Below are 18,847 nucleotides of genomic sequence, written 5' to 3' on the forward strand. Positions count from 1 at the left end.
CATGAAATTTCATTCAGTCGCCCTAGCGTGGTTTGCGGACTTTGCCCGCGGACTTGCCCGCCGCCTTGCCCCGGCCGCCCGGCTTGCGCTTCTTGCGCCAAGCCGGTACCGCCGCCTGGCCCTTTATTACCAGGCTCAGCCCTCGACAGCGCTCCACCAGCTTGCTCATCCAGGCTGACTGACGCGTCGTGAATTCCTCAAGGGTCATCTCGCCGGCCTGGACCATGTCCAGCGCCTGTTCCCAGATGGCCGTGGTACCCGGATCACTGATGGCGCGGGGTACGGCGTCCACCAGGCCATGACCGGCCGGCGTCGCGCTGAGCGCCTTTCCTTCCTTGCGCAGGTAGCCTCGGTCCAGCAGTCCCTGGATGATGCCGGCACGGGTCGCCTCGGTACCGATGCCGGTGGTGTCCTTGAGCTTCTGCTTGAGCTGCGGATCTGCCACCAGGCGAGCGACATTCTTCATAGCGCTGATCAGGTCGCCTTCGGTATAGGGCTTGGGCGGCTGCGTCCAGTTGTCCTTGAGCCGCACGTCCAGCACTGGGCACTGCATGCCGGCCGCCAGGGAAGGCAGCACCTGCGTGGGCTCTCGGCCGGGGTGCTGGGGTTTGTCCTTGAGCCGCACGTCCAGCACTGGGCACTGCATGCCGGCCGCCAGGGAAGGCAGCACCTGCGTGGGCTCTCGGCCGGGGTGCTGGGGTTGGGGGCGGGCCTGGGCCAGCGCCTCGGGCATTGCGCGCTTCCAGCCTGGCTCGATCACCTGTTTGCCCACCGCCTCAAGCGTATGTCCGGCACAGTCGAAGATGGCACGGGTACGGTCGTAGCTGTGATCGGGCAGGAACTGGGCCAGATAGCGGGCGCGAATCAGTTCGTAGACGCGCCTGTGCTTGGGCGGCAGCCCTGACGGAGCCGGCGCCACCGCCGTAGGGATGATGCCGTGATGCGCCGATACTTTCGCATCGTTCCAGGCTCGGGAGCGGCGGGCCGCTGACAGGTGCGCCGCCAGGGGTGCCAAGCCCTGGTCGGCACGGGCCAGGGCTGCCAGGATTGCCGAGGCTTCGCTGTGCTGGCTTAGCGGCAGGTAGCCACAATCGCTGCGGGGATAGGTGATGGCCTTGTGGGTTTCATAGAGCGCCTGGGCGATGTCCAGGGTTTCCTGCGCGCCCAGGCCCAGCCGGCGGGAGCACACTTGCTGCAGGGTGCCCAGGTCGAACGGCAGCGGCGCGCCTTCCTTGACCCGCTCGGTGTTGACCCGCTCAACCCTGGCATGGCTGGCCTGCTCCAGCATCGCGGCAACTGCCTGGGCCAGCGCCTGGCGCACGCAACGGCCTTCCTCGTCGCAGGCGGCGGCCGGCGCCTGCCATTGGGCGGTGAACGCCTGGCCGACGCTTTCCAGGCGCACCTCGATGGCCCACCAGGGCTTGGGTTCGAAGGCGGCGATGCTGCGATCACGGTCCACCACCAGTCGCAGGGTCGGGGTTTGCACGCGCCCTACCGGCAATACCCCCTGGTACCCGGAGCGTTGCCCCAGCAGGGTGAACAGACGGCTGAGGTTCATGCCGATCAACCAGTCCGCCCTGGAGCGACCCAAAGCGCAGTGGTAGAGACTGAAAGTCGCCTCGCCCGGCCGCAGGGCGCCCAGGGCCTTGCGGATCGAAACGTCATCCAGTGCCGAGAGCCACAGTCGTTGGATGGGCCCGCGATAGCGACAGTAGTCGAGCAATTCGCGGGCGATCATTTCACCCTCACGATCCGCGTCCGTTGCGATCACTACCTCGCTGGCCTCGGCCAACAAGCTTTTGACTGCTTTGAACTGGCTGGCGGTCTTGGGCTTGACCTGCATGCGCCATTGCTCGGGCACGATCGGCAGATGTTCGAGCCGCCATTGCTTGTAGCGTGCGTCGTAGGCGTCCGGCGGGGCGGTTTCCAACAAATGGCCGATGCACCAACTCACCGCCAGGCCGTTGCCGCGCAGGCAGCCTTCACCCTTGCTTTGGGCACCCAGCACTTTGGCGATATCCCGAGCCTGGGATGGTTTTTCACAGAGATACAGCCGCATGTCATCGACCCTTGTTCACACTAGGCAAAGCATGGCGGCCGCCAGCCAGGGATGCAAGCGTCTATCTGTATATTTGTACAGCTTCCAGCCTTCAGATCGCGTCAGGCCCGCTTGAGGTCGATAGGTACCGCACCGGGTTCCACAGCGGCCCGGGTTACGGTTACGGGGATGGACTTGGCGGCCGGCACCTTGCTCTTCTGCGCGTAGTGCCACAGCGGCACCAGCGGATTGCATTCGGGGTAATAGCCACCGCAGCAGCCAGTGGGAATGTCGTAGGGCAGGATCTGCAGCGGGCCGACAACCCTGGGCACCTCGGTTTCCACGGCCGTGGCCACCTTGACCCAATCTCCGGCCATGAAGCCCAGGCGGGCGATGTCGTTCTTGTTCATCAACAACACCTTTCGCGTGCCCTTCACCCCTCTGAAGCGATCGTCATAGCCGTAGATGGTGGTGTTGAACTGGTCATTGCTACGCAGCGTCATCAGCTGCAGCACATCGCGACGCGCGCTGGCCGTGGCCACGTCATCATCCGGGTCCAAGGTTGGCAACAGCGTGAACTGGGCCTTGCCACTCTCGGTATTCCACTGCCGCTGGGCAGCGCCCAACGGACGATGGAAACCGCCAGGTTCGTGCATGCGTGTTTCCATTTCATGGAAAATGGCCGGGTAGATCCGAGCGATGGCCGCGCGCACCAGGCGGTAGTCACGCCTCCAGGCGTCCCAGTCCAGCTTGGGGTTGGTGGCGAGGGTAGCCTTGGCGATGCCTGCTATAATGGCCGGCTCGGACAGCAATTGATCACTGGCCGGCTCGCTGTGCCCCCGCCAGCCATGGATACAGCCGGTGCTGTCTTCGGTGGTCCACTGCTGCTCGATGCCGTCCTGACGATCGATTTCGATGCGGCCTAGGCAGGGCAACAGCCACATCTGTTGTCCGGGAAGCAAATGGCTGCGATTGAGCTTGGTCGCGATCTGTACGTTGAGTGCAAGCCCTTGCCAGGCTGGCTCGAGCCTGGAGGTGTCAGGTACCGCGCGTACGAAGTTGCCCCCTAGTCCGACGAAGCCCTGGACACGGCCGTCGAGCAAGCCTTCGCAGGCTTCTACCGTGCAGTAGCCTTTGTCCGCGGGCACCTCGATGCCTAGATGCTCAGCGATCAGGTCGGCAGGGACTTTCTTGGGGTCTTCAGTGATCCCGACGGTGCGCTGGCCTTGCACGTTGGAATGGCCGCGCACCGGGCAGATGCCCGCGCCGGGCTTGCCGATGTTGCCCCTGAGCAACAGCAGGTTGACCAGCATCTGCACGTTCGCCACACCGTGATGATGCTGGGTAAGGCCCATGCCGTAGACGCCCATGACGCGTTCACTGCGGGCATATACCCTGGCCGCCGCTTCCATGGCACTGCGGCTCAGGCCCGAGCGTTGCTCGAGCGCGCCCCAGGCATAGCCCTCGATCTGCGCCCTCAGGGCTTCGAAACCCGTGGTGTGTTCAGCAATGAACCCATGGTCGAGCACGGCGGCTTCACCCTTGGCCTGGGCTTCGGCATCCAGGGCGAGCAGCGCCTTGATCATCCCCGCCATGGCTGCCAGATCGCCTCCGATGGCGACCTGATGGTATTGAGTGCTGACCTGGGTCGATTCCGGCCCCAGCATCTCGACCGGGTTCTGAGGGTTGACGAAGCGTTCCAGCCCGCGCTCGCGCAAGGGGTTGAAGGTAATGATCTGTGCACCGCGCTTGCGCGCCTCCTGTAGAGGGTGAAGCATGCGCGGGCTATTGCTGCCCACGTTCTGGCCGAAGAACAGGAAGCAGTCCGTGTGCTCGAAATCGTTCAGGGTCACGGTGCCTACCGGTACGCCAATGCTTTCCTGCAGGCCGACCGAGGTGCTTTCATGGCACATGTTGCTGCTGTCGGGTAGGTGATTGTTGCCATAGCCCCGGGCCAGCAGTTGGTACATGAACGAGGCTTCCAGCGAGGCACGCCCGGAGGCATAGAACACCACGCTGTCTCGCGGCAACGCCTTCAGGGAGGCGCCGATGGCTGTGAAAGCGTCAGCCCAGGCAACCGGGCGGTAGGTGTCAGTCGCGGCATCGTAGCGCATCGGGTGAGTGAGGCGGCCTTGCTGCTCGAGATCGAAGTCTGGCCAGGTCCGCAGCTCGGCCAGCGTGTGTCGGCTGAAGAACTCAGGCGTAGCGCGGCGCGAGGTCAGTTCCCAGGCCGTGGCCTTGGCGCCGTTTTCGCAGAATTCGAGGGGGTGCGGGTGGCCCGGCTTGGCCCAGGCGCAGCTGACGCAGGCAAAGCCATCAGGCTTGTTCTGCTTGAGCAGCGCCGAGGCGCCTTTGCCCAGGGCTCTCTCCCTGAGCAGGATATTGGCGACCGAATGGGCAGACCCCCAGCCGCCTGCCGCATGGGTATAGGGCTTGAAACGAACCTGCGGGGAAAGAAACATGGCTGAGCCTTCGTCGGGAGTCGTATTCCGTTACGACGTGGCGAAGCGGCCAAAGGTTCGCTCGGTTCGGCGGCTGGCGGGCCGGTGTGGCGCCCGAGGGCGCCAGTGGCAGCGGCCATTCAGGGCGCTGGGTTGGGTTGGCCCTTGTGGATGGCTTCAAGGCCGGCGCGCACTTCCTCGCTGAGGCGCACATCGATGCTGGCCAGGTTGCTGCGCAATTGCTCCAGAGTAGTCGCACCGATGATATTGCTGGTAACGAAGGGCTGCTCGGTCACGAACTGCAAGGCCATTTGCGCTGGGTCCAGCCCGTGCTCTCTGGCCAGGGCAACGTATGCCTTGGCAGCCGCCTCGGCTTCGGGGTTGTTGTAGCGCTGGAAACGCTCGAACAGCGTCAGTCTGCCCTGGGCTGGGCGGGCACCATCCAGGTACTTGCCGGAGAGCACGCCGAACGCCAGGGGCGAGTAGGCAAGAAGGCCGATCTGCTCCCGCAGCGCGATTTCGGCAAGGCCGATCTCGAAGGTGCGATTGAGCAGGTTATAGGGGTTCTGAATCGACACCGCGCGTGGCCAGCCCCGGGTCTCGGCCAAGTGCAGGAAGCGTTGGGTACCCCAGGGTGTTTCATTGGACAGGCCGATATGGCGCACCTTGCCGGCCTTGACTGCCTCGTCGAGCACTTCGAGGGTTTCTTCGATAGGCGTGAAGACGTCGCTGTCGTCATGCTGGTAGCCCAATACGCCGAAGAAGTTGGTCTTGCGGTCGGGCCAGTGCAGTTGATAGAGGTCCAGGTAGTCAGTGTTCAGGCGCTTGAGCGAAGCGTCCAGGGCGGCGGTGATGTTCTTGCGGTCCAGCCTGGGGTTGCCGTCGCGGATGTGATCCATGCGGCCGGGGCCGGCGACCTTGCTGGCGAGAACCCAATCGGCTCGATCGCCATGCTGGCGGAAATATTCGCCGATGATGCTTTCCGTGCGCGTGTAGGTTTCGCCCCGAGGGGGCACAGGATACATCTCCGCGGTGTCGAGGAAGTTCACGCCGGCTGCCTTGGCCAGGCGAATCTGTTCGAAGGCCTCGGCCTGGGTGTTCTGCTCTCCCCAGGTCATGGTGCCCAGGGCGATGGCGCTGACCTTGACGTCGGTTTTGCCCAGTACGCGATAGTGCATGGAAGCTCCCGTGTGCAAGCGGGCCAAGAGGCCCGGTGGAGGAAACCGGGACGTTCCCGGTCGGGGGGTGAGGCGGATTGCCGCACGACAGTTCGTCGTACTGGCTAGCAGGCTAACTATTTGGTTACTTCTTATTGAGTTATCATACAACTGCTTCGATCAGCGGAGCCAGGGGCGACAATGCACGCACCGGCATCGTTGTCTGGCAGACCCTGCATCCACGCTATTCATCAAAGAGGTTTCGACGATCACCATGGGGCGCCAAGTATTGCTCTACTTGACTCATTTCTTCAAACGTCTGCAAGACGCCTTCACCGCTTCTGAACGGGACGAAGCCCAGGCCGGTACCTCGCCATTGGCGATCCTGGCCATAGTCGCGCTCAGCCTTTACATCGCCGGCGGTCTAGGCTTCTTCGTCAAGAGCCACTACTGGGATCACCTGACCGAGGCACAGAAAACCGTGGTGATCGCCTCCATGGCGTCCAGCGACCAGATGCTCTGATACACCCAGCTTGATCTCCCGCACCATCGTCCGCATCGCGGGCTTCCTATAAGAACAACGTTCAAACCGGTGGTTGGCGCTCGATGTTATCGGCCTTCCTGGCCTGATGCGCATCGGGACGGATTGTCTTCGTCTGCAATTCGGCACGTAGCTGTGGCAGGCATTGAGGATACTCATGGTTGATAAAGGTGATCAGGCGCTCGCGCACGTGGCAGCGAGCATCCCAGCTGCGGGAGGAGTCCAGTGAACTGAGCAGAATGCGCAGTTGCATGGATTTTTCACTGGTGTCGGTGACCTGCAGCACGCACACGCGACCATCCCATAGATGGGGAATTTCCTCACAGATCTGCTTGACCTGTTCACGCAGCACATCCAGGGGCAGTGAATAGTCCACCCAGAGGAACACCGAGCCGATCAGGCTTGAAGTGCTGCGGGTCCAGTTCTGGAAAGGCTTTTCGATGAAATAGGTGAGGGGTACCACCAGGCGCCGCTCGTCCCAGATCTTGACCACCACATAGCTGCCGGTGATTTCCTCGATCCGGCCCCATTCGCCTTCCACGATGACCACGTCGTCCAGGCGAATCGGTTGCGATATCGCGATCTGCAGGCCGGCGATAAGGTTGCCCAGCACCGGTTTGGCGGCAAACCCTGCCGCCAGGCCCGCCAGCCCGGCTGAAGCCAGCAGGCTGGTGCCGACCTGGCGCACTGCCGGGAAACTCATCAGGATCAGCCCGCTTCCAAAAAGAATCACCACCACGTTGAGGCAGCGAACCAGTACCCGGACTTGCGTCTGTATCCGGCGCGCGGTGAGGTTGTCTTCAATGTCCAGCGGATTGCGAATGGCGATGGTATCGGCCACCGCCGCCACACAGCGCAAGCCCAGCCAGGTAAACCCGCCGACCACCAGCAGACCATTGAGGTGGCGCACGCTGTTGATCAGCGGCAGGTCGTCCGGGGCGGACGTCCATACCGACTGCAAGGCCAGCAGGGGCATCAGCCACAGGGACGGGCGCTGCGCTTTGCTGATCAGTTCATGGGCCAGCAGCATGCGCCGGGCTATGCGCCTGAGCACCGTGATCCCCAGCCAGCGAATGAGTAGGGTCACCAGCACGGCGGCAACGGCCACGATCAGCGTGCTGAGCCAAGGCAATGGAATGCGATCCAGCCAGTTTTCCGGGATCAGGTCCATGGAGTACGCCTCGGTCGGTCCAAAACGATACCGACCGGGGCGGTTGTCGAGGGTTCCGCCGGCTTGTCTAGTCAGCGGCTTCCAGGAGCCTGGGCAAGGTCGGCCGTGCCGGTTGGGTCGGCCAGGGCACTGGCATTGCGCCGCAGCCCACGGCAGTTCATGACGCACAGGCACGCCTGCAGGACGATCAGCGCCCAGGCGTGGCTGTACAGGCCCCAGGTTACCCAGAGCAGGTTGCTCAGGAGAAACAGCCAGAAGCCGGCCATGCGTCGCCGGGGCTGCTGCGAACCGACCAGCCAGGCGGCGATCACGGTGGTCAGCATGGCGGGCCATTGAATCAGGTCGATGTAGGCCATGGGTCAGTCCTGATCATCCTCGACCTGATCATCGATCAGGGGTACCTGGGCGTCGTCCAGGCCCCAGCCCGGGTCCTCGTTGCCCGGGTCATTCACCCGTCCATTGTTGGCAGGCTTGGCCGGGTCGTTGACAAAGGGCACGCCGCTTGGGCCTTGTTGCTCGGTACCTTCGGTCTGTGGGTTCATGGCGGCGTCCTCTCTGGCCAGTGACAATGTGGATAGCCTAGGGAGGGCTTGTTCAGGCCAAAGGTTCCCGCCATTGCACCAGGTTGCCTTCCGGATCGAAACCGTCGCAGGCCCGGAAGCCAGGGCCGATCCACTCGGCCGATTCGCTGTCCACGCCTCCGCCGAGCATCGGGCTCAGGGTGTGGACCAGCGCCAGGGAGGGCACAGGGAAGATCAATTTCACCGGTACGTCGGTGCGGCGCATGGGCGGTGAAGTGATGTTGAGGTTGTCAGCGACTATCTGCGGGAGCGCATTGAGAACCAGGGAATAATGGGCCGATTCGAGCACGATTCGCCCCTCGACACGGGCCTTGATCGCCAGTCCGGCGACCTGTTCATAGAAGCTGGCCATGCGCTCCAGGTCCTTGGCGAACAGCAGGGCGCCAGCTTTGGGCAATTCCGACATCAAAAGTCTCCGCTATGGGGGGCTAACCCTACGAAAGGCGCTGTGGCCTGTCCAGTCTAGCGCTCTGTACGAACGCATGGCTGGCTGCGAGACTGTGCGCTTTATGCGCAAGGAACACCCATGCAGAACCGCTTCATCCGCCCCGCGGTCTTAATGCTCGGTGTGCTGGGCTACGGCCAGGCCAAGGCCGAGCTGGCCGTCATCGATTGGCCGCCCGGCTGGCAGGTAGAGCCCGTTCCCGTAGAGGCCGGTAGTGATGTGTCGCGGCAGCGCGCGGTCAAGCTGGACGCCCAGGGCAACCCCACCATGGTGGTGGAACTGAGCCAGAGCCCGGTAGAGCAGGGCCATGTGGTGAATGTGGCCGGGGTGGTTCTGGAAATGCGCAAGGCGGTGCAGAAGAACTTTTCCGAGGGCGGCTATCAAAGTGCCTGTACCCGGGTGAAGGCAAGCACCCTGAACCAGGTGCCCGCGGCCGAAACCACCTGCACCATTACCCTGAACGGCGGCCATGTGCTCACCCAGACGCTGGTCGCCGCCGCTGGCCCCCTAAAAGCCTGGGCGTTGTCCTACGCCGGCACGCCGGAGGGCTATCGGCTCAACGAGGGGACGGTGCTAAAGATTCGCAGTTCGCTGGTGTTGGATGCAGGACAGTGACAGGCCCGGCATAGGAGCAGGCATGGCGCGATTTGAACATTTTGGGCCCAACCCTCGGGGGCGAGATTACGCCGTAGGGGATATCCACGGTCACTTCACTCGGCTGGAGGCGACCTTGAGGCGCGCCCGCTTCGACCCGGCGCGGGATCGGCTGTTCAGCGTCGGCGATCTGGTAGATCGCGGTCCGGAAAGCCCCCGCGCCCTGGAGTGGCTTGCCCAGCCATGGTTTCACGCGGTGCAGGGCAACCATGAGGTACTGACGCGCCAGTACGTGGAAGGCGACCCGCAACTGCACCCGGACGATTACCGCAGCAGCGGCGGGACCTGGTTCATGCAGAGCAGCCGCCAGGAGCAGGAACGTTACGCTCTGCGCTTCGCCGAGTTGCCCGTGGCACTGGAAGTGGAAACCCAGCTCGGCCTGGTGGGGCTGGTTCATGCCCATTGCCCCTTCTCCAGCTGGACCACCTTGCGCGAGTACCTTACCGGCGCCTTGCCCTACGCCGTCGAGCTGGAGGAAAGCTTTCAATGGTCCCGGGCCCGCTTGAAGCAGCGGGATGAGAGCGAGGTGCGCGATGTGCGTGCCGTGGTGGTCGGCCATACACCTTTGCGTCGCCCCCGGCGCCTGGGTAACGTCTGGCATATCGACACCGCTGGCTGGAGCGAGGGCTACTTCAGCCTGCTCGAGCTTGGCCGTCTTCGCGTAGTGCCCGTCTAGCCCGGCTGTGGCCCCGGGCTGGCGCTGGCGCTCGAGCGTGGGCCTGGGAACACCTGGTTGCGGCCAAGCGCCTTGGCGCGGTACAGCGCCGCATCGGCCGCTTCCACCAACGCCTGGGGGCGGGGCGGCAACGTTCGCTCGAGCCAGGCGTGGGCGCCGGCACTAAGGGTGACCCGGCCATAAGGGCTGCCGCTGTGCGCAATGTTCAACCCTTGTACGGCTTCGACGATGCGCTCCGCGACGCGGACGGCACCACTTAGCTCACACTCGGGCAGGAGCACCAGCAGTTCCTCGCCACCGTAGCGCACCACCAGGTCACCGGAGCGGCCCACGCAACCGAGCACCGCCTGGCCGACATCGCGAATGCAGGCGTCACCGGCGGGGTGGCCATGGATATCGTTGAAAGCCTTGAAATGGTCGATGTCCAGCATGATGATGCCCAGCGGGCGGCCGGCCCGGCGCGCGCGGCCGATTTCCTGGGGCAGGGCCTGGTCCAGTTGGCGCCGATTGGCCAGGCCGGTCAGGCTGTCCTGCATGGCCATCAACTCAAGGGCAGCATGCGCATTGCGTAGTTCGGCTTCGGTCTGGGTAGTCTGGCGGATCTGGCGGATCAGGATGGCGCCGAACAGACCGGTAGCACAGAGCAACAGAAGGATTACCGCCGCCATGCGCAGCAGGTTGCTTCGCCACTGGCTCAACAGGAAATCCTTGGACTCAGCCGCCAGGACCACCAGAGGATAGTGGCCGAGCGCGCGATAGGCGTACAGGCGTTCAACCCCGTCAATGACCGAAGGCAACATCCGGGTGCCTGCGCTGGCCTTGGGCAGCAACTGCGAAAATACGACGCCCTTGGCGATGCTGGTACCGATAAGATTTTCATCGAAGGGGCGGCGCACCAGGATGGTACCGTCCGCCATCACCAGGTTGATGACCCCGTTGGGGTCCAGTGTGTAGGCGTTGTAGAAGCGCTTGAAGTAGTCGACTTTCAAGGTGGCCAGTGCGACGCCGGCGAAGCGTCCCTCGCTATCATTGATACGGCGCGATAGGGTGATGATCAGATCGCCCGTGGAGCGGCTGCGAATCACTGGCCCAAGGTGCGAGCCAGTGTCACCGTGAGTGCGGTGGTAGATGAAATAGTCGCGGTCGGCGTTGTTGGCGTTGGGCGGGTTTAGGTCGTTGGAGCTGACCAGCCAACCGCCGTCGCGGTCGTAGATGAACAAGCCATGCAACTGTTCCACCGAGCCGGTCAGGCGTTTCATCAGGCGATGCAGGCGCAGCCGCTTTTCCGCTGTGTCCAGCCCGTCCACCTGCGCCCGTTCGACCATGCCCACCAACAGGGTGTCGGCCTCCTCGAAGGTGTGCGAAGCATGCTCGGCCACGGAGCGCGCGAGGTTGGAAACGTTGTTTTGCGCCGCGGTCAGCGCCTGGTTGCGGGATGTCCAGCTCTGCCAGATATCCAGGCCCACCAGGGAGGACACTACGATGCCGATCAGCAACAGGGCTACCGTGAGCGGGCTGGTTCGCCGTGATGGGCTGGTAGGGCGGACGTCTGGCATGGGGGCTCGCTGTACGGTATCAGGCTCGATTCGACCGAGGTTGCCGAGGGAGCATGAGAAAGTCCTTCATGATGACGGTCAGGGTCCCGCGCTGCAACCGTAGGCCGCTTCGCTGGTCGGGGCATCGACCGATGCAACGTTCGCCGCCGCCGAGACTCTCAAGGCAAGACCCATTTCAATGGAAGATAGCCTATGACCCCTCCGGATCCGGATCATGTGCAATGGCTGGTAGAGCGCTCGATGCTCCATGCCGCCAAGCAGCGCGCCAAGCTTTACTCGGGCCAGGCCCGCTTGTGGCAACGGCCCTTCGCCCAGGCGCGGCCACGCGACGCCTCTGCCATTGCTTCGGTCTGGTTCACCGCGTATCCCGCCTCGATCGTGACCCGGGAAGAAGGTTCGGTGCTCCAGGCCTTGGGCGATGAAGCCCTGTGGCACGCCCTGTCGGAAATCGGCATCCAGGGCATCCACAATGGCCCGCTGAAGCTTTCCGGTGGCCTGCGCGGCCGCACTCACACGCCGACCATCGATGGCAATTTCGACCGCATCAGCTTCGATATCGACCCCGCGCTAGGCACCGAGGCCGAGCTGGTAGGCTTGGCACGCCTGGCCGCGGCTCACAACGCGGTAGTGATCGAGGACGCGATTCCTTCCCATACCGGCAAGGGCGCGGACTTCCGCCTCGCCGAACTTGCCTATGAGGACTATCCGGGCTTGTTCCATATGGTGGAAATTCGCGAGGAAGACTGGGGCTTGCTACCTGAGGTGCCAGCAGGAAGAGACGCCATCAATCTGTCGCCCGCGACCGTGGACTGCCTGCGCGACAAGCACTACATCGTCGGCCAGCTGCAACGGGTGATTTTCTTCGAGCCGGGCGTAAAGGAAACCGACTGGAGCGCTACGCCAGTCGTGGTTGGCGTGGATGGCAAGGCGCGACGCTGGGTGTACCTGCATTACTTCAAGGAAGGCCAACCTTCCTTGAACTGGCTGGACCCCAGCTTCACCGCGCAGCAGATGATCATCGGCGACGCCTTGCATGCCATCGACGTGGTGGGCGCGCGTATCCTGCGTCTGGACGCCAACGGCTTCCTGGGCGTGGAGCGCCGACCTGAGGGCAATGCCTGGTCTGAAAGCCATCCATTGTCAGTCAATGGCAACCAGTTGCTCGGCGGAGCGATCCGCAAGGCTGGCGGCTTCAGCTTCCAGGAACTGAACCTGACCATCGACGATATCGCGGCCATGTCCCATGGTGGCGCCGATCTGTCCTACGACTTCATCACCCGGCCTGCCTATCAACACGCCTTGCTCACCGGGCGCACGGAATTCCTGCGCCTGATGCTGAAGGAGATGCACCGGTTCGGCGTGGACCCGGCATCGCTGATCCATGCCCTGCAGAACCACGACGAGCTCACCCTGGAGCTGGTGCATTTCTGGACGCTGCATGCCCACGACCAGTTCATGTACCAAGGCCAGACCTTCCCCGGCAACATCCTGCGCGAGCACATCCGCGAGGAAATGTACGAGCGCCTGGCCGGCGAGCATGCGCCTTACAATCTCAAGTTCGTCACCAATGGCGTGGCCTGCACCACGGCCAGCATCATCACCGCCGCCCTGGGCATTCGTGACCTGGACACGCTGACGGACGATGACATCAAGCGCATCCAGCATATCCACCTTTTGCTGGTGATGTTCAACGCCATGCAGCCCGGGGTATTCGCCTTGTCCGGCTGGGATCTGGCCGGTGCCTTGCCCCTGCCGGCCGACCAGGTGGCGCACTTGATGGCCGACGGCGATACCCGCTGGATTCACCGTGGCGCCTACGACCTGGCCGAGCTGAATCCCGAGGCCGAAGTATCCAAGGGGGGCATGCCCAAGGCCCGCAGCCTGTACGGCACCCTGGTAGAGCAGTTGAAGCGCCCGGATTCGTTCGCCTCCCAGCTCAAGAAGATCCTGGCGGTGCGACGGGCCTACGATATTGCCGCAAGCAAGCAGATCATGCTGCCGGAAACGGAGCATCCGGCGTTGCTGATCATGGTGCACGAGCTACCAGCGGGGCGGGGTACGCAGATCACCGCCTTGAACTTCGGCAACGAGGCCCTGGTAGAAACCCTGCACCTGCCCGGCATTGCGCCTGGCCCGGTGGTGGATATCATCAACGAGCGAGTCGAGGGCGACCTCACCGAAGCTGGCGATTTCACCATCAGCCTGGACCCCTATGAAGGTTTGGCGCTGCGGGTGGTCAGCGCGTCGCTTCCGTTGTAGGTAGAGAAGGGCTGAGCCTCCGAAATGGAAATGCGATATTGCCTTTTTCGCGAACTCGCCCAGGGCTCCGCCCAGCTCCCGCGGCGTTAGCTGCGGATGGTAGGCCTACTTTGTGGGCACAAAGTAGGCCACCTTCGGATCAAGCCTTGACCTGTGACTTGGCCATCTTCACTACATTCTCCAGCGTGAAGCCGAACTGTGCCTGCAGCTTGCTGATGGGCGCCGAGGCGCCGAAGCTGTTCATCACGATTTTCGCCCCCGCCTGGCCGACATAGCGGTCCCAGCCCAGAGGACCGGCCTGTTCCATGGCTACTCGAGCAACGACGGAAGGCGGCAGCACGGCATCCTTGTAGGCCTGGTCCTGCTCCTCGAACAGCTCCCAGCAAGGCATGGATACGACCCGGCTGGGGATACCCTCGCTCTTGAGCTGCTCGTACGCCTCCACGGCCAGGCTGAGTTCGCTGCCCGTGGCCAGCAGCAGAACCTGCGGCGCTTCGCTGTCGGCCAGTACGTAGGCGCCACGCTCCACGCCTTCCGCGGCTCGATAACGTTCGCGGTCCAGGGTGGGCAGCGGCTGGCGGCTGAGGATGATGCAGGAGGGGCGGTGGGTCTGCTTGAGGGCTACCTTCCAGGCCTGAGCCGTTTCATTGGCATCGCCAGGCCGCAACGTCAATACGCCTGGCGTGGCGCGCAGCTGTGCCAGTTGTTCGATGGGCTGGTGGGTAGGCCCGTCTTCGCCCACGCCGATGGAGTCGTGGGTGAAGACGAAGACCACCGGCAGCTCCATGATGGCGGCCAGGCGAATGGGCGGCTTCATGTAGTCGCTGAACACCAGGAAGGTGGAGGTATAGGGCCGTAGGTAGCATAAGGCCAAGCCATTGGCGATGGCCCCCATGGCATGTTCGCGTACGCCGAAGTGCAGGTTGCGGCCCTGGTATTGTCCAGCCTGGAAGCTGCCGGCGCCCTCGAAGGTCAGGTTGGTCTTGGTCGATGGCGACAGGTCGGCCGAGCCACCCAACAGCCAGGGAATGCGCCGCGCATAGGCGTTGAGCACCTGGCCACCGGATTGACGGCTCGCCACACCCTTGGCGTCGGCGGGGAACGCTTCGATCTCGGCGTCCCAATCTTCAGGCATCTGCCCGGCACGCATGCGCTTCAGATCGTCCGCCAGCTTCGGCTGCGCGGCTGCAAGGGACGCCAGCGCTGCCTCCCAGGCATCATAGGCCGGCTGATTGCGCTCGCGCAGAAGCGCCTGGAGCCAGCCCTTGGCGTCTTCAGGGACCACGAACTGACCCTCCGGGTCCCAGCCATAGGCCTGCTTGGCCAGGCGGATTTCCTCGTCGCCCAGGGGTTCGCCATGAGCCGCGGCAGTATTGTGCTTGGTCGGGGCACCGTAGCCGATTACGCTGTCCACCACGATCAGCAAGGGCGCCTGACCGTGGCCGTCGAAGCCCTGGAAGGCTCGCGCAAGTGCCTGGGTATCGTTGGCATCGGTCACGTGGAGGGTGTCCCAGCCATAGCCCTTGAAGCGGGTGATTACATCCTCAGTGAAGGCCAGCTCAGTGTGGCCCTCGATGCTGATGGTGTTGTTGTCGTAGATCCAGCACAGGTTGCCGAGTTTGAGATGACCGGCCAGGGAGGCGGCTTCGGCGCTTACCCCCTCCATCATGTCGCCGTCGCCGCAAAGGGCGAAGACGCGGTAGTCGAACAGCGGCTTGCCCACCTGGTTGAAGCGCTCTCCCAGCCAATGCCCAGCCATGGCCATGCCTACACTGTTGGCGCAGCCTTGGCCGAGCGGGCCGGTGGTGGTTTCCACGCCGGTGGTCATGCGGTATTCGGGGTGGCCTGGGGTTTTCGATGACATCTGGCGAAACTGCCGGATGTCCTCCAGACTCACGGCCGGCTGGCCGGTAGGCTTGCCATCAGCGTCGATTTCCACTACCCCGGCCAGGTGCAGCACCGAGTAGAGCAGCATCGAGGCGTGCCCGGCCGACAGTACGAAGCGGTCGCGATTGGGCCAGTCCGGGTGGTCCGGGTGGTAACGCAGAAAACGACTCCACAAGGTGTAGACCACTGGCGCCAACGCCATGGGCGTGCCAGGGTGGCCTGAATTGGCCTTCTGCACGGCATCCATGCTCAGGGTGCGGATGGTATCGGTGCACAGGCGATCGCGGGCATCGCGGTCGGCAGGGGAGAGGGAGGAGGGTGCTTGCATGGTTGAGGTCCTGATTCGACAGTAAGTCGATTAGCGGACCGGCGCGCGGCCGGCTCCGTAACCGTGCTGGTTATGGAGCTGACCACGATGTTTCAGGTGAGTTGCCTCGGATTTACCGCCTGGCCCGAGTCCTGCGCCTGGTTCAGGCCATGCCGGGCAGCTCGTGGGGGCGCAGATCGAACACCAGTACCTCGGCATTCCTTCCGTGCTCGAGGGTAAGGGCGCGTTCGTTGCGAACACGTACGCCATCGCCTTCGCCAAGCACCTGGCCGTTGAGGGTGACACTGCCTTGCGCTACATGTACGTAGGCATAACGGTTGTCGCCCAGTTCAAGGCGAGCCGATTCATCGCCGTCGAACAGGCCGGCGTAGACCCGGGCGTCCTGGCGCACTGACAAAGAGCCCTGGGCCCCGTCCGGGGAGATGATCAGGCGCAGGCGTCCACGTTTCTCTTCCTGACTGAAATGCTGCTGCTGGTAGCGAGGCTCCGCGCCCTGTACAGAGGGTACGATCCAGATCTGGAGGAAGTGGACAGGCGCATCCGCCGAGTGGTTGAACTCGCTGTGGGTAACGCCGCGCCCGGCACTCATCAGCTGTACGTCGCCGGGGTGGATCACCGAGCCGGTGCCCAGGCTGTCACGGTGCTCGAGGGCGCCTTCCAGTACATAGGAGAAGATTTCCATGTCCCGGTGCGGATGCTGGCCGAAGCCCTTGGCTGGCGCCACCCGGTCGTCATTGATGACGAGCAGGTCCGAGAAGCCCTGCTCGCGTGGGTCGCGGTAGGACGCGAACGAGAAGGTATGAAAAGACTTCAACCAGCCATGGTTAGCCTGACCACGATCAGTGGATTTGCGCAGAGCGAGCATGATGTGCACCTCGTTTCAAGTGGGGATGGGTGCAGTTTACTGTCCATGAATGGCTGTATTAAGTACCTAGAATCGGCCATACTGTCACGCCTATGTTGACAGATGGGCTGCTCATGAACCCCTTCGAAGACATGCGTTTGTTCGCTCAGGTGCTTGAGTCCGGCAGCTTTACCGCAGCGGCGGAACAGCTAGGCGTTTCCAAGCAGCTGATCAGCCGTCGGTTGATGCAGCTGGAGGAGCGCCTGGGCGTGCGCCTGCTCAACCGTTCGACCCGCCGCCTGGACGTAACGCCCCTGGGCCATGCCTACCATGAAGCAGCCCTGCGCTTGTTGGCGGAAGTCGAGCAGGTAGAGCAGAGCATCGCCGGGGAGCACGGGCAGCCTCGGGGTACCATCCGCCTCAGCGCACCGCTGTCGTTCGCGGTGGAGCACCTGAGTCAGGTCTTCCCTGCATTCATGCAACGCTACCCCCAGGTTGTCCTCGAGCTCGACCTGAGCGACCGCTCGGTGGACCTCTTGGCCGAAGGCTTCGACCTGGCGCTGCGCATCGGGCAGTTGGAGGATTCGAGCCTGATTGCCCGACGCATCGGGGGGGTAGAACGGGTATGGGTATGCAGCCCCGGTTATCTGGCCGAACGAGGAGTGCCGGAAGAGCCCGCCGCGCTGGTCGCCCATGACTGCCTGCCCTACGGGCATGGCCGCACAGTGCAGTGGCGCTTCGAGCGCGAAGGAAAGACCCAACAGCTTCAACTAGGGGGGCGCTTGCGGGCCAACAATGGGGAAGTGCTCAGGGATGCCGCCATTGCCGGCCTGGGCATCACTTACCTGCCGCTCTTCATCGTTCGAAAGGCGTTGGAGGAAGGCCGGCTGTGCCGAGTACTGGACGACTATCGCCCCGCGCCCCTGGCGGTTTCAGCCCTCTACCCGGCGCACCGGCAAGGGGTGCGCGCAGTACAGGTGCTGGTGGAGTTTCTACGGGAGGCGCTCCGGGACGTGCTTTGAACCTCTAGCCGCGAGCGGCCGCCGGGGCCAGGCCACTCAGTGATGCCGCCAGCGGCTGAGGAAGACCAGCAGCCCCAGGGCGGGCAACGCGATGCCCGCCCCGACGATTCCCACCCATCCCGCAAACTCGTACAGGCTGCTGGCGAAGGCCGAGCCAAGGGCGCCGCCTACGAAGATGCTGGTGACGTAGAGCCCGTTGAGGCGGGCGCGGCTGGCGGCATCCAGGTCATAGATGATGCGCTGGCCAGTAACCATGCTCATCTGTACGGCAAAGTCCAGCAGCACACCGGTCAGCGCCAGCCAGAGCACGCCTGCGGAGGGCAAAAGCCCGAGGCCGAATGCCACTGGTGCCAGGCCCAGGGCCAACAGGCTCGCCGCGCGGCCATGACCGGCATCGGCCAGGCGCCCGGCCAGAGGCGCGGCGACCGCACCCATGGCGCCGACCAGGGCGAAGAGGCCGATCTGGCTTTGGCTCAGGCCATGTTGCCGGGACAGCTCCAGGGGAACGGTGGTCCAGAACAGGCTGAAGGCCGCAAACATCAGGGCTTGGTAGAAGGCGCGCTCGCGCAGGGCGGGATGCTGGCGCAACAACTGCAGCATGGACCGCAGCAGGGCCCCGTAGCTGGCGGTGTGGCTCGGCTGTCGCGCTGGCAGGGTGAACGCCAGCAGTGCCAGGATCGCCAGCATCGCGGCGGCCGCCACCACGAATACGGCCCGCCAGCCAAAATGATCGGCGATCAGGCTCGCCAACGGACGTGCCAGCAGGATACCCAGAATAAGGCCGCTCATGATGTTGCCGACGACTCGCCCGCGGCTTTGTTCAGGCGCCATGTGTGCGGCCATGGGGATCAGCATCTGCACGGATACGGAACTGAAGCCGATAAGCAGGGAAATCCCAAGAAAGGCGTCGGCCCGGGTTGTAACCGCCGCCGCCACCAGGCTGGCCGCTGCCAATACGAGCGTTGCGATGATAAGCCGGCGGTTTTCCAACAGGTCGGCCAGCGGCACCAGCAGGAACAGGCCCAGGGCATAACCGGCCTGAGTCAGGGATACCACCAGGCTGGCCTGGTGCGCCGAGAGTCCCACCGCGGGCGCGATCAATTCGAGGATCGGCTGGCTGTAGTAGATGTTGGCGACGATGGCGCCGCAGCAGAAGGCGAACAGCATGACCAGCGCGGGCGTAAGCGGGGCGTGGTCAGGGGAGCGTGTGGTCATGGGAAGGCTCGACACAAGAGTCAGGCGAAACC

16 protein-coding genes are annotated in these 18,847 nt (G+C 63.7%); 5 read left to right on the forward strand and 11 right to left on the reverse strand.

Features of this window, described 5'->3' with window-relative positions; genetic code table 11:
• Nucleotides 1-22 precede the first annotated feature (22 nt).
• The 3 genes from BN1188_RS18220 to BN1188_RS18230 all read right to left on the reverse strand — a co-directional run bounded on the left by BN1188_RS18220 (nt 23) and on the right by BN1188_RS18230 (nt 5,657).
• Nucleotides 23-2,059, reverse strand: coding sequence for a DNA topoisomerase III (locus tag BN1188_RS18220; protein WP_040262903.1), 2,037 nt, complete (start codon nt 2,057-2,059; stop codon nt 23-25).
• Between the two features lie 101 nt (nt 2,060-2,160).
• On the reverse strand, nt 2,161-4,500 hold the full coding sequence (locus BN1188_RS18225; protein ID WP_040262904.1) for an FdhF/YdeP family oxidoreductase: 2,340 nt from the start codon (nt 4,498-4,500) through the stop codon (nt 2,161-2,163).
• 119 nt (nt 4,501-4,619) lie between these two features.
• The gene (locus tag BN1188_RS18230; protein WP_040262905.1) at nt 4,620-5,657 is read right to left on the reverse strand and encodes an NADP(H)-dependent aldo-keto reductase; all 1,038 of its coding nucleotides are present in this window, start codon (nt 5,655-5,657) and stop codon (nt 4,620-4,622) included.
• Nucleotides 5,658-5,910: 253 nt separating this feature from the next.
• On the opposite strand from BN1188_RS18230, the gene BN1188_RS18235 reads away from it, so the two are divergent.
• Nucleotides 5,911-6,159 carry a hypothetical protein gene (locus BN1188_RS18235; protein WP_040262906.1) on the forward strand — a complete coding sequence of 83 codons (249 nt, stop codon included), beginning with the start codon at nt 5,911-5,913 and terminating at the stop codon, nt 6,157-6,159.
• Nucleotides 6,160-6,220: 61 nt separating this feature from the next.
• Here the strand turns inward: BN1188_RS18235 and BN1188_RS18240 are convergent, their stop codons facing one another.
• The 4 genes from BN1188_RS18240 to BN1188_RS18255 form a co-directional block, all read right to left on the reverse strand.
• Complete coding sequence (locus tag BN1188_RS18240) at nt 6,221-7,348, reverse strand: mechanosensitive ion channel family protein (RefSeq protein ID WP_052469356.1); 1,128 nt, start codon at nt 7,346-7,348, stop codon at nt 6,221-6,223.
• A 71-nt stretch (nt 7,349-7,419) separates the two neighbouring features.
• Nucleotides 7,420-7,704: a hypothetical protein gene (locus BN1188_RS18245; RefSeq protein ID WP_052469357.1), complete on the reverse strand. Its 285-nt coding sequence runs from the start codon at nt 7,702-7,704 to the stop codon at nt 7,420-7,422.
• A gap of 3 nt (nt 7,705-7,707) precedes the next feature.
• Nucleotides 7,708-7,890, reverse strand: a complete 183-nt coding sequence (locus BN1188_RS18250; protein ID WP_040262907.1) for a hypothetical protein — start codon at nt 7,888-7,890, stop codon at nt 7,708-7,710.
• A 52-nt stretch (nt 7,891-7,942) separates the two neighbouring features.
• On the reverse strand, nt 7,943-8,335 hold the full coding sequence (locus BN1188_RS18255) for a VOC family protein (RefSeq protein WP_040262908.1): 393 nt from the start codon (nt 8,333-8,335) through the stop codon (nt 7,943-7,945).
• A gap of 120 nt (nt 8,336-8,455) precedes the next feature.
• Between BN1188_RS18255 and BN1188_RS18260 the strand changes: the two genes are divergently transcribed.
• Nucleotides 8,456-8,989 (forward strand): DUF4946 domain-containing protein, encoded by a 534-nt coding sequence (locus BN1188_RS18260; RefSeq protein WP_040262909.1) that lies wholly within the window; start codon nt 8,456-8,458, stop codon nt 8,987-8,989.
• Nucleotides 8,990-9,011: 22 nt separating this feature from the next.
• Nucleotides 9,012-9,704, forward strand: a complete 693-nt coding sequence (locus tag BN1188_RS18265) for a metallophosphoesterase (protein ID WP_040262910.1) — start codon at nt 9,012-9,014, stop codon at nt 9,702-9,704.
• Here the strand turns inward: BN1188_RS18265 and BN1188_RS18270 are convergent.
• The gene (locus BN1188_RS18270) at nt 9,701-11,260 is read right to left on the reverse strand and encodes a sensor domain-containing diguanylate cyclase (protein WP_040262911.1); all 1,560 of its coding nucleotides are present in this window, start codon (nt 11,258-11,260) and stop codon (nt 9,701-9,703) included. The genes BN1188_RS18265 and BN1188_RS18270 overlap by 4 nt on opposite strands.
• A gap of 192 nt (nt 11,261-11,452) precedes the next feature.
• Here BN1188_RS18270 and treS point away from each other — a divergent pair, with 192 nt between their 5' ends.
• The gene (gene treS, locus BN1188_RS18275) at nt 11,453-13,519 is read left to right on the forward strand and encodes a maltose alpha-D-glucosyltransferase (RefSeq protein ID WP_040262912.1); all 2,067 of its coding nucleotides are present in this window, start codon (nt 11,453-11,455) and stop codon (nt 13,517-13,519) included.
• A 139-nt stretch (nt 13,520-13,658) separates the two neighbouring features.
• On the opposite strand, the gene tkt is transcribed toward treS, so the two are convergent.
• Both tkt and BN1188_RS18285 read right to left on the reverse strand, forming a co-directional pair.
• Nucleotides 13,659-15,734 carry a transketolase gene (tkt, locus tag BN1188_RS18280; RefSeq protein WP_052469358.1) on the reverse strand — a complete coding sequence of 692 codons (2,076 nt, stop codon included), beginning with the start codon at nt 15,732-15,734 and terminating at the stop codon, nt 13,659-13,661.
• 142 nt (nt 15,735-15,876) lie between these two features.
• Nucleotides 15,877-16,599, reverse strand: a complete 723-nt coding sequence (locus tag BN1188_RS18285) for a pirin family protein (protein ID WP_040262913.1) — start codon at nt 16,597-16,599, stop codon at nt 15,877-15,879.
• A 113-nt stretch (nt 16,600-16,712) separates the two neighbouring features.
• Here BN1188_RS18285 and BN1188_RS18290 point away from each other — a divergent pair, with 113 nt between their 5' ends.
• On the forward strand, nt 16,713-17,600 hold the full coding sequence (locus tag BN1188_RS18290) for a LysR family transcriptional regulator (protein WP_040264225.1): 888 nt from the start codon (nt 16,713-16,715) through the stop codon (nt 17,598-17,600).
• Nucleotides 17,601-17,636: 36 nt separating this feature from the next.
• Here the strand turns inward: BN1188_RS18290 and BN1188_RS18295 are convergent, their stop codons facing one another.
• Nucleotides 17,637-18,815 (reverse strand): MFS transporter, encoded by a 1,179-nt coding sequence (locus BN1188_RS18295; protein WP_040262914.1) that lies wholly within the window; start codon nt 18,813-18,815, stop codon nt 17,637-17,639.
• Nucleotides 18,816-18,847 lie beyond the last annotated feature (32 nt).

The sequence above is a fragment of the Pseudomonas massiliensis genome (assembly GCF_000826105.1).
GTDB lineage: Bacteria > Pseudomonadota > Gammaproteobacteria > Pseudomonadales > Pseudomonadaceae > Aquipseudomonas > Aquipseudomonas massiliensis.

What these genes read in the sequence shown, in the direction of transcription:
- BN1188_RS18225 (WP_040262904.1), bottom strand. Translation starts at nt 4,500, where the DNA reads ATGTTTCTTTCCCCGCAGGTTCGTTTCAAGCCCTATACCCATGCGGCA.
- BN1188_RS18265 (WP_040262910.1), top strand. Translation starts at nt 9,012, where the DNA reads ATGGCGCGATTTGAACATTTTGGGCCCAACCCTCGGGGGCGAGATTAC.
- BN1188_RS18220 (WP_040262903.1), bottom strand. Translation starts at nt 2,059, where the DNA reads ATGCGGCTGTATCTCTGTGAAAAACCATCCCAGGCTCGGGATATCGCC.
- BN1188_RS18240 (WP_052469356.1), bottom strand. Translation starts at nt 7,348, where the DNA reads ATGGACCTGATCCCGGAAAACTGGCTGGATCGCATTCCATTGCCTTGG.
- BN1188_RS18260 (WP_040262909.1), top strand. Translation starts at nt 8,456, where the DNA reads ATGCAGAACCGCTTCATCCGCCCCGCGGTCTTAATGCTCGGTGTGCTG.
- BN1188_RS18235 (WP_040262906.1), top strand. Translation starts at nt 5,911, where the DNA reads ATGGGGCGCCAAGTATTGCTCTACTTGACTCATTTCTTCAAACGTCTG.
- BN1188_RS18270 (WP_040262911.1), bottom strand. Translation starts at nt 11,260, where the DNA reads ATGCCAGACGTCCGCCCTACCAGCCCATCACGGCGAACCAGCCCGCTC.
- BN1188_RS18255 (WP_040262908.1), bottom strand. Translation starts at nt 8,335, where the DNA reads ATGTCGGAATTGCCCAAAGCTGGCGCCCTGCTGTTCGCCAAGGACCTG.
- BN1188_RS18250 (WP_040262907.1), bottom strand. Translation starts at nt 7,890, where the DNA reads ATGAACCCACAGACCGAAGGTACCGAGCAACAAGGCCCAAGCGGCGTG.
- tkt (WP_052469358.1), bottom strand. Translation starts at nt 15,734, where the DNA reads ATGCAAGCACCCTCCTCCCTCTCCCCTGCCGACCGCGATGCCCGCGAT.
- BN1188_RS18245 (WP_052469357.1), bottom strand. Translation starts at nt 7,704, where the DNA reads ATGGCCTACATCGACCTGATTCAATGGCCCGCCATGCTGACCACCGTG.
- treS (WP_040262912.1), top strand. Translation starts at nt 11,453, where the DNA reads ATGACCCCTCCGGATCCGGATCATGTGCAATGGCTGGTAGAGCGCTCG.
- BN1188_RS18285 (WP_040262913.1), bottom strand. Translation starts at nt 16,599, where the DNA reads ATGCTCGCTCTGCGCAAATCCACTGATCGTGGTCAGGCTAACCATGGC.
- BN1188_RS18230 (WP_040262905.1), bottom strand. Translation starts at nt 5,657, where the DNA reads ATGCACTATCGCGTACTGGGCAAAACCGACGTCAAGGTCAGCGCCATC.
- BN1188_RS18295 (WP_040262914.1), bottom strand. Translation starts at nt 18,815, where the DNA reads ATGACCACACGCTCCCCTGACCACGCCCCGCTTACGCCCGCGCTGGTC.
- BN1188_RS18290 (WP_040264225.1), top strand. Translation starts at nt 16,713, where the DNA reads ATGAACCCCTTCGAAGACATGCGTTTGTTCGCTCAGGTGCTTGAGTCC.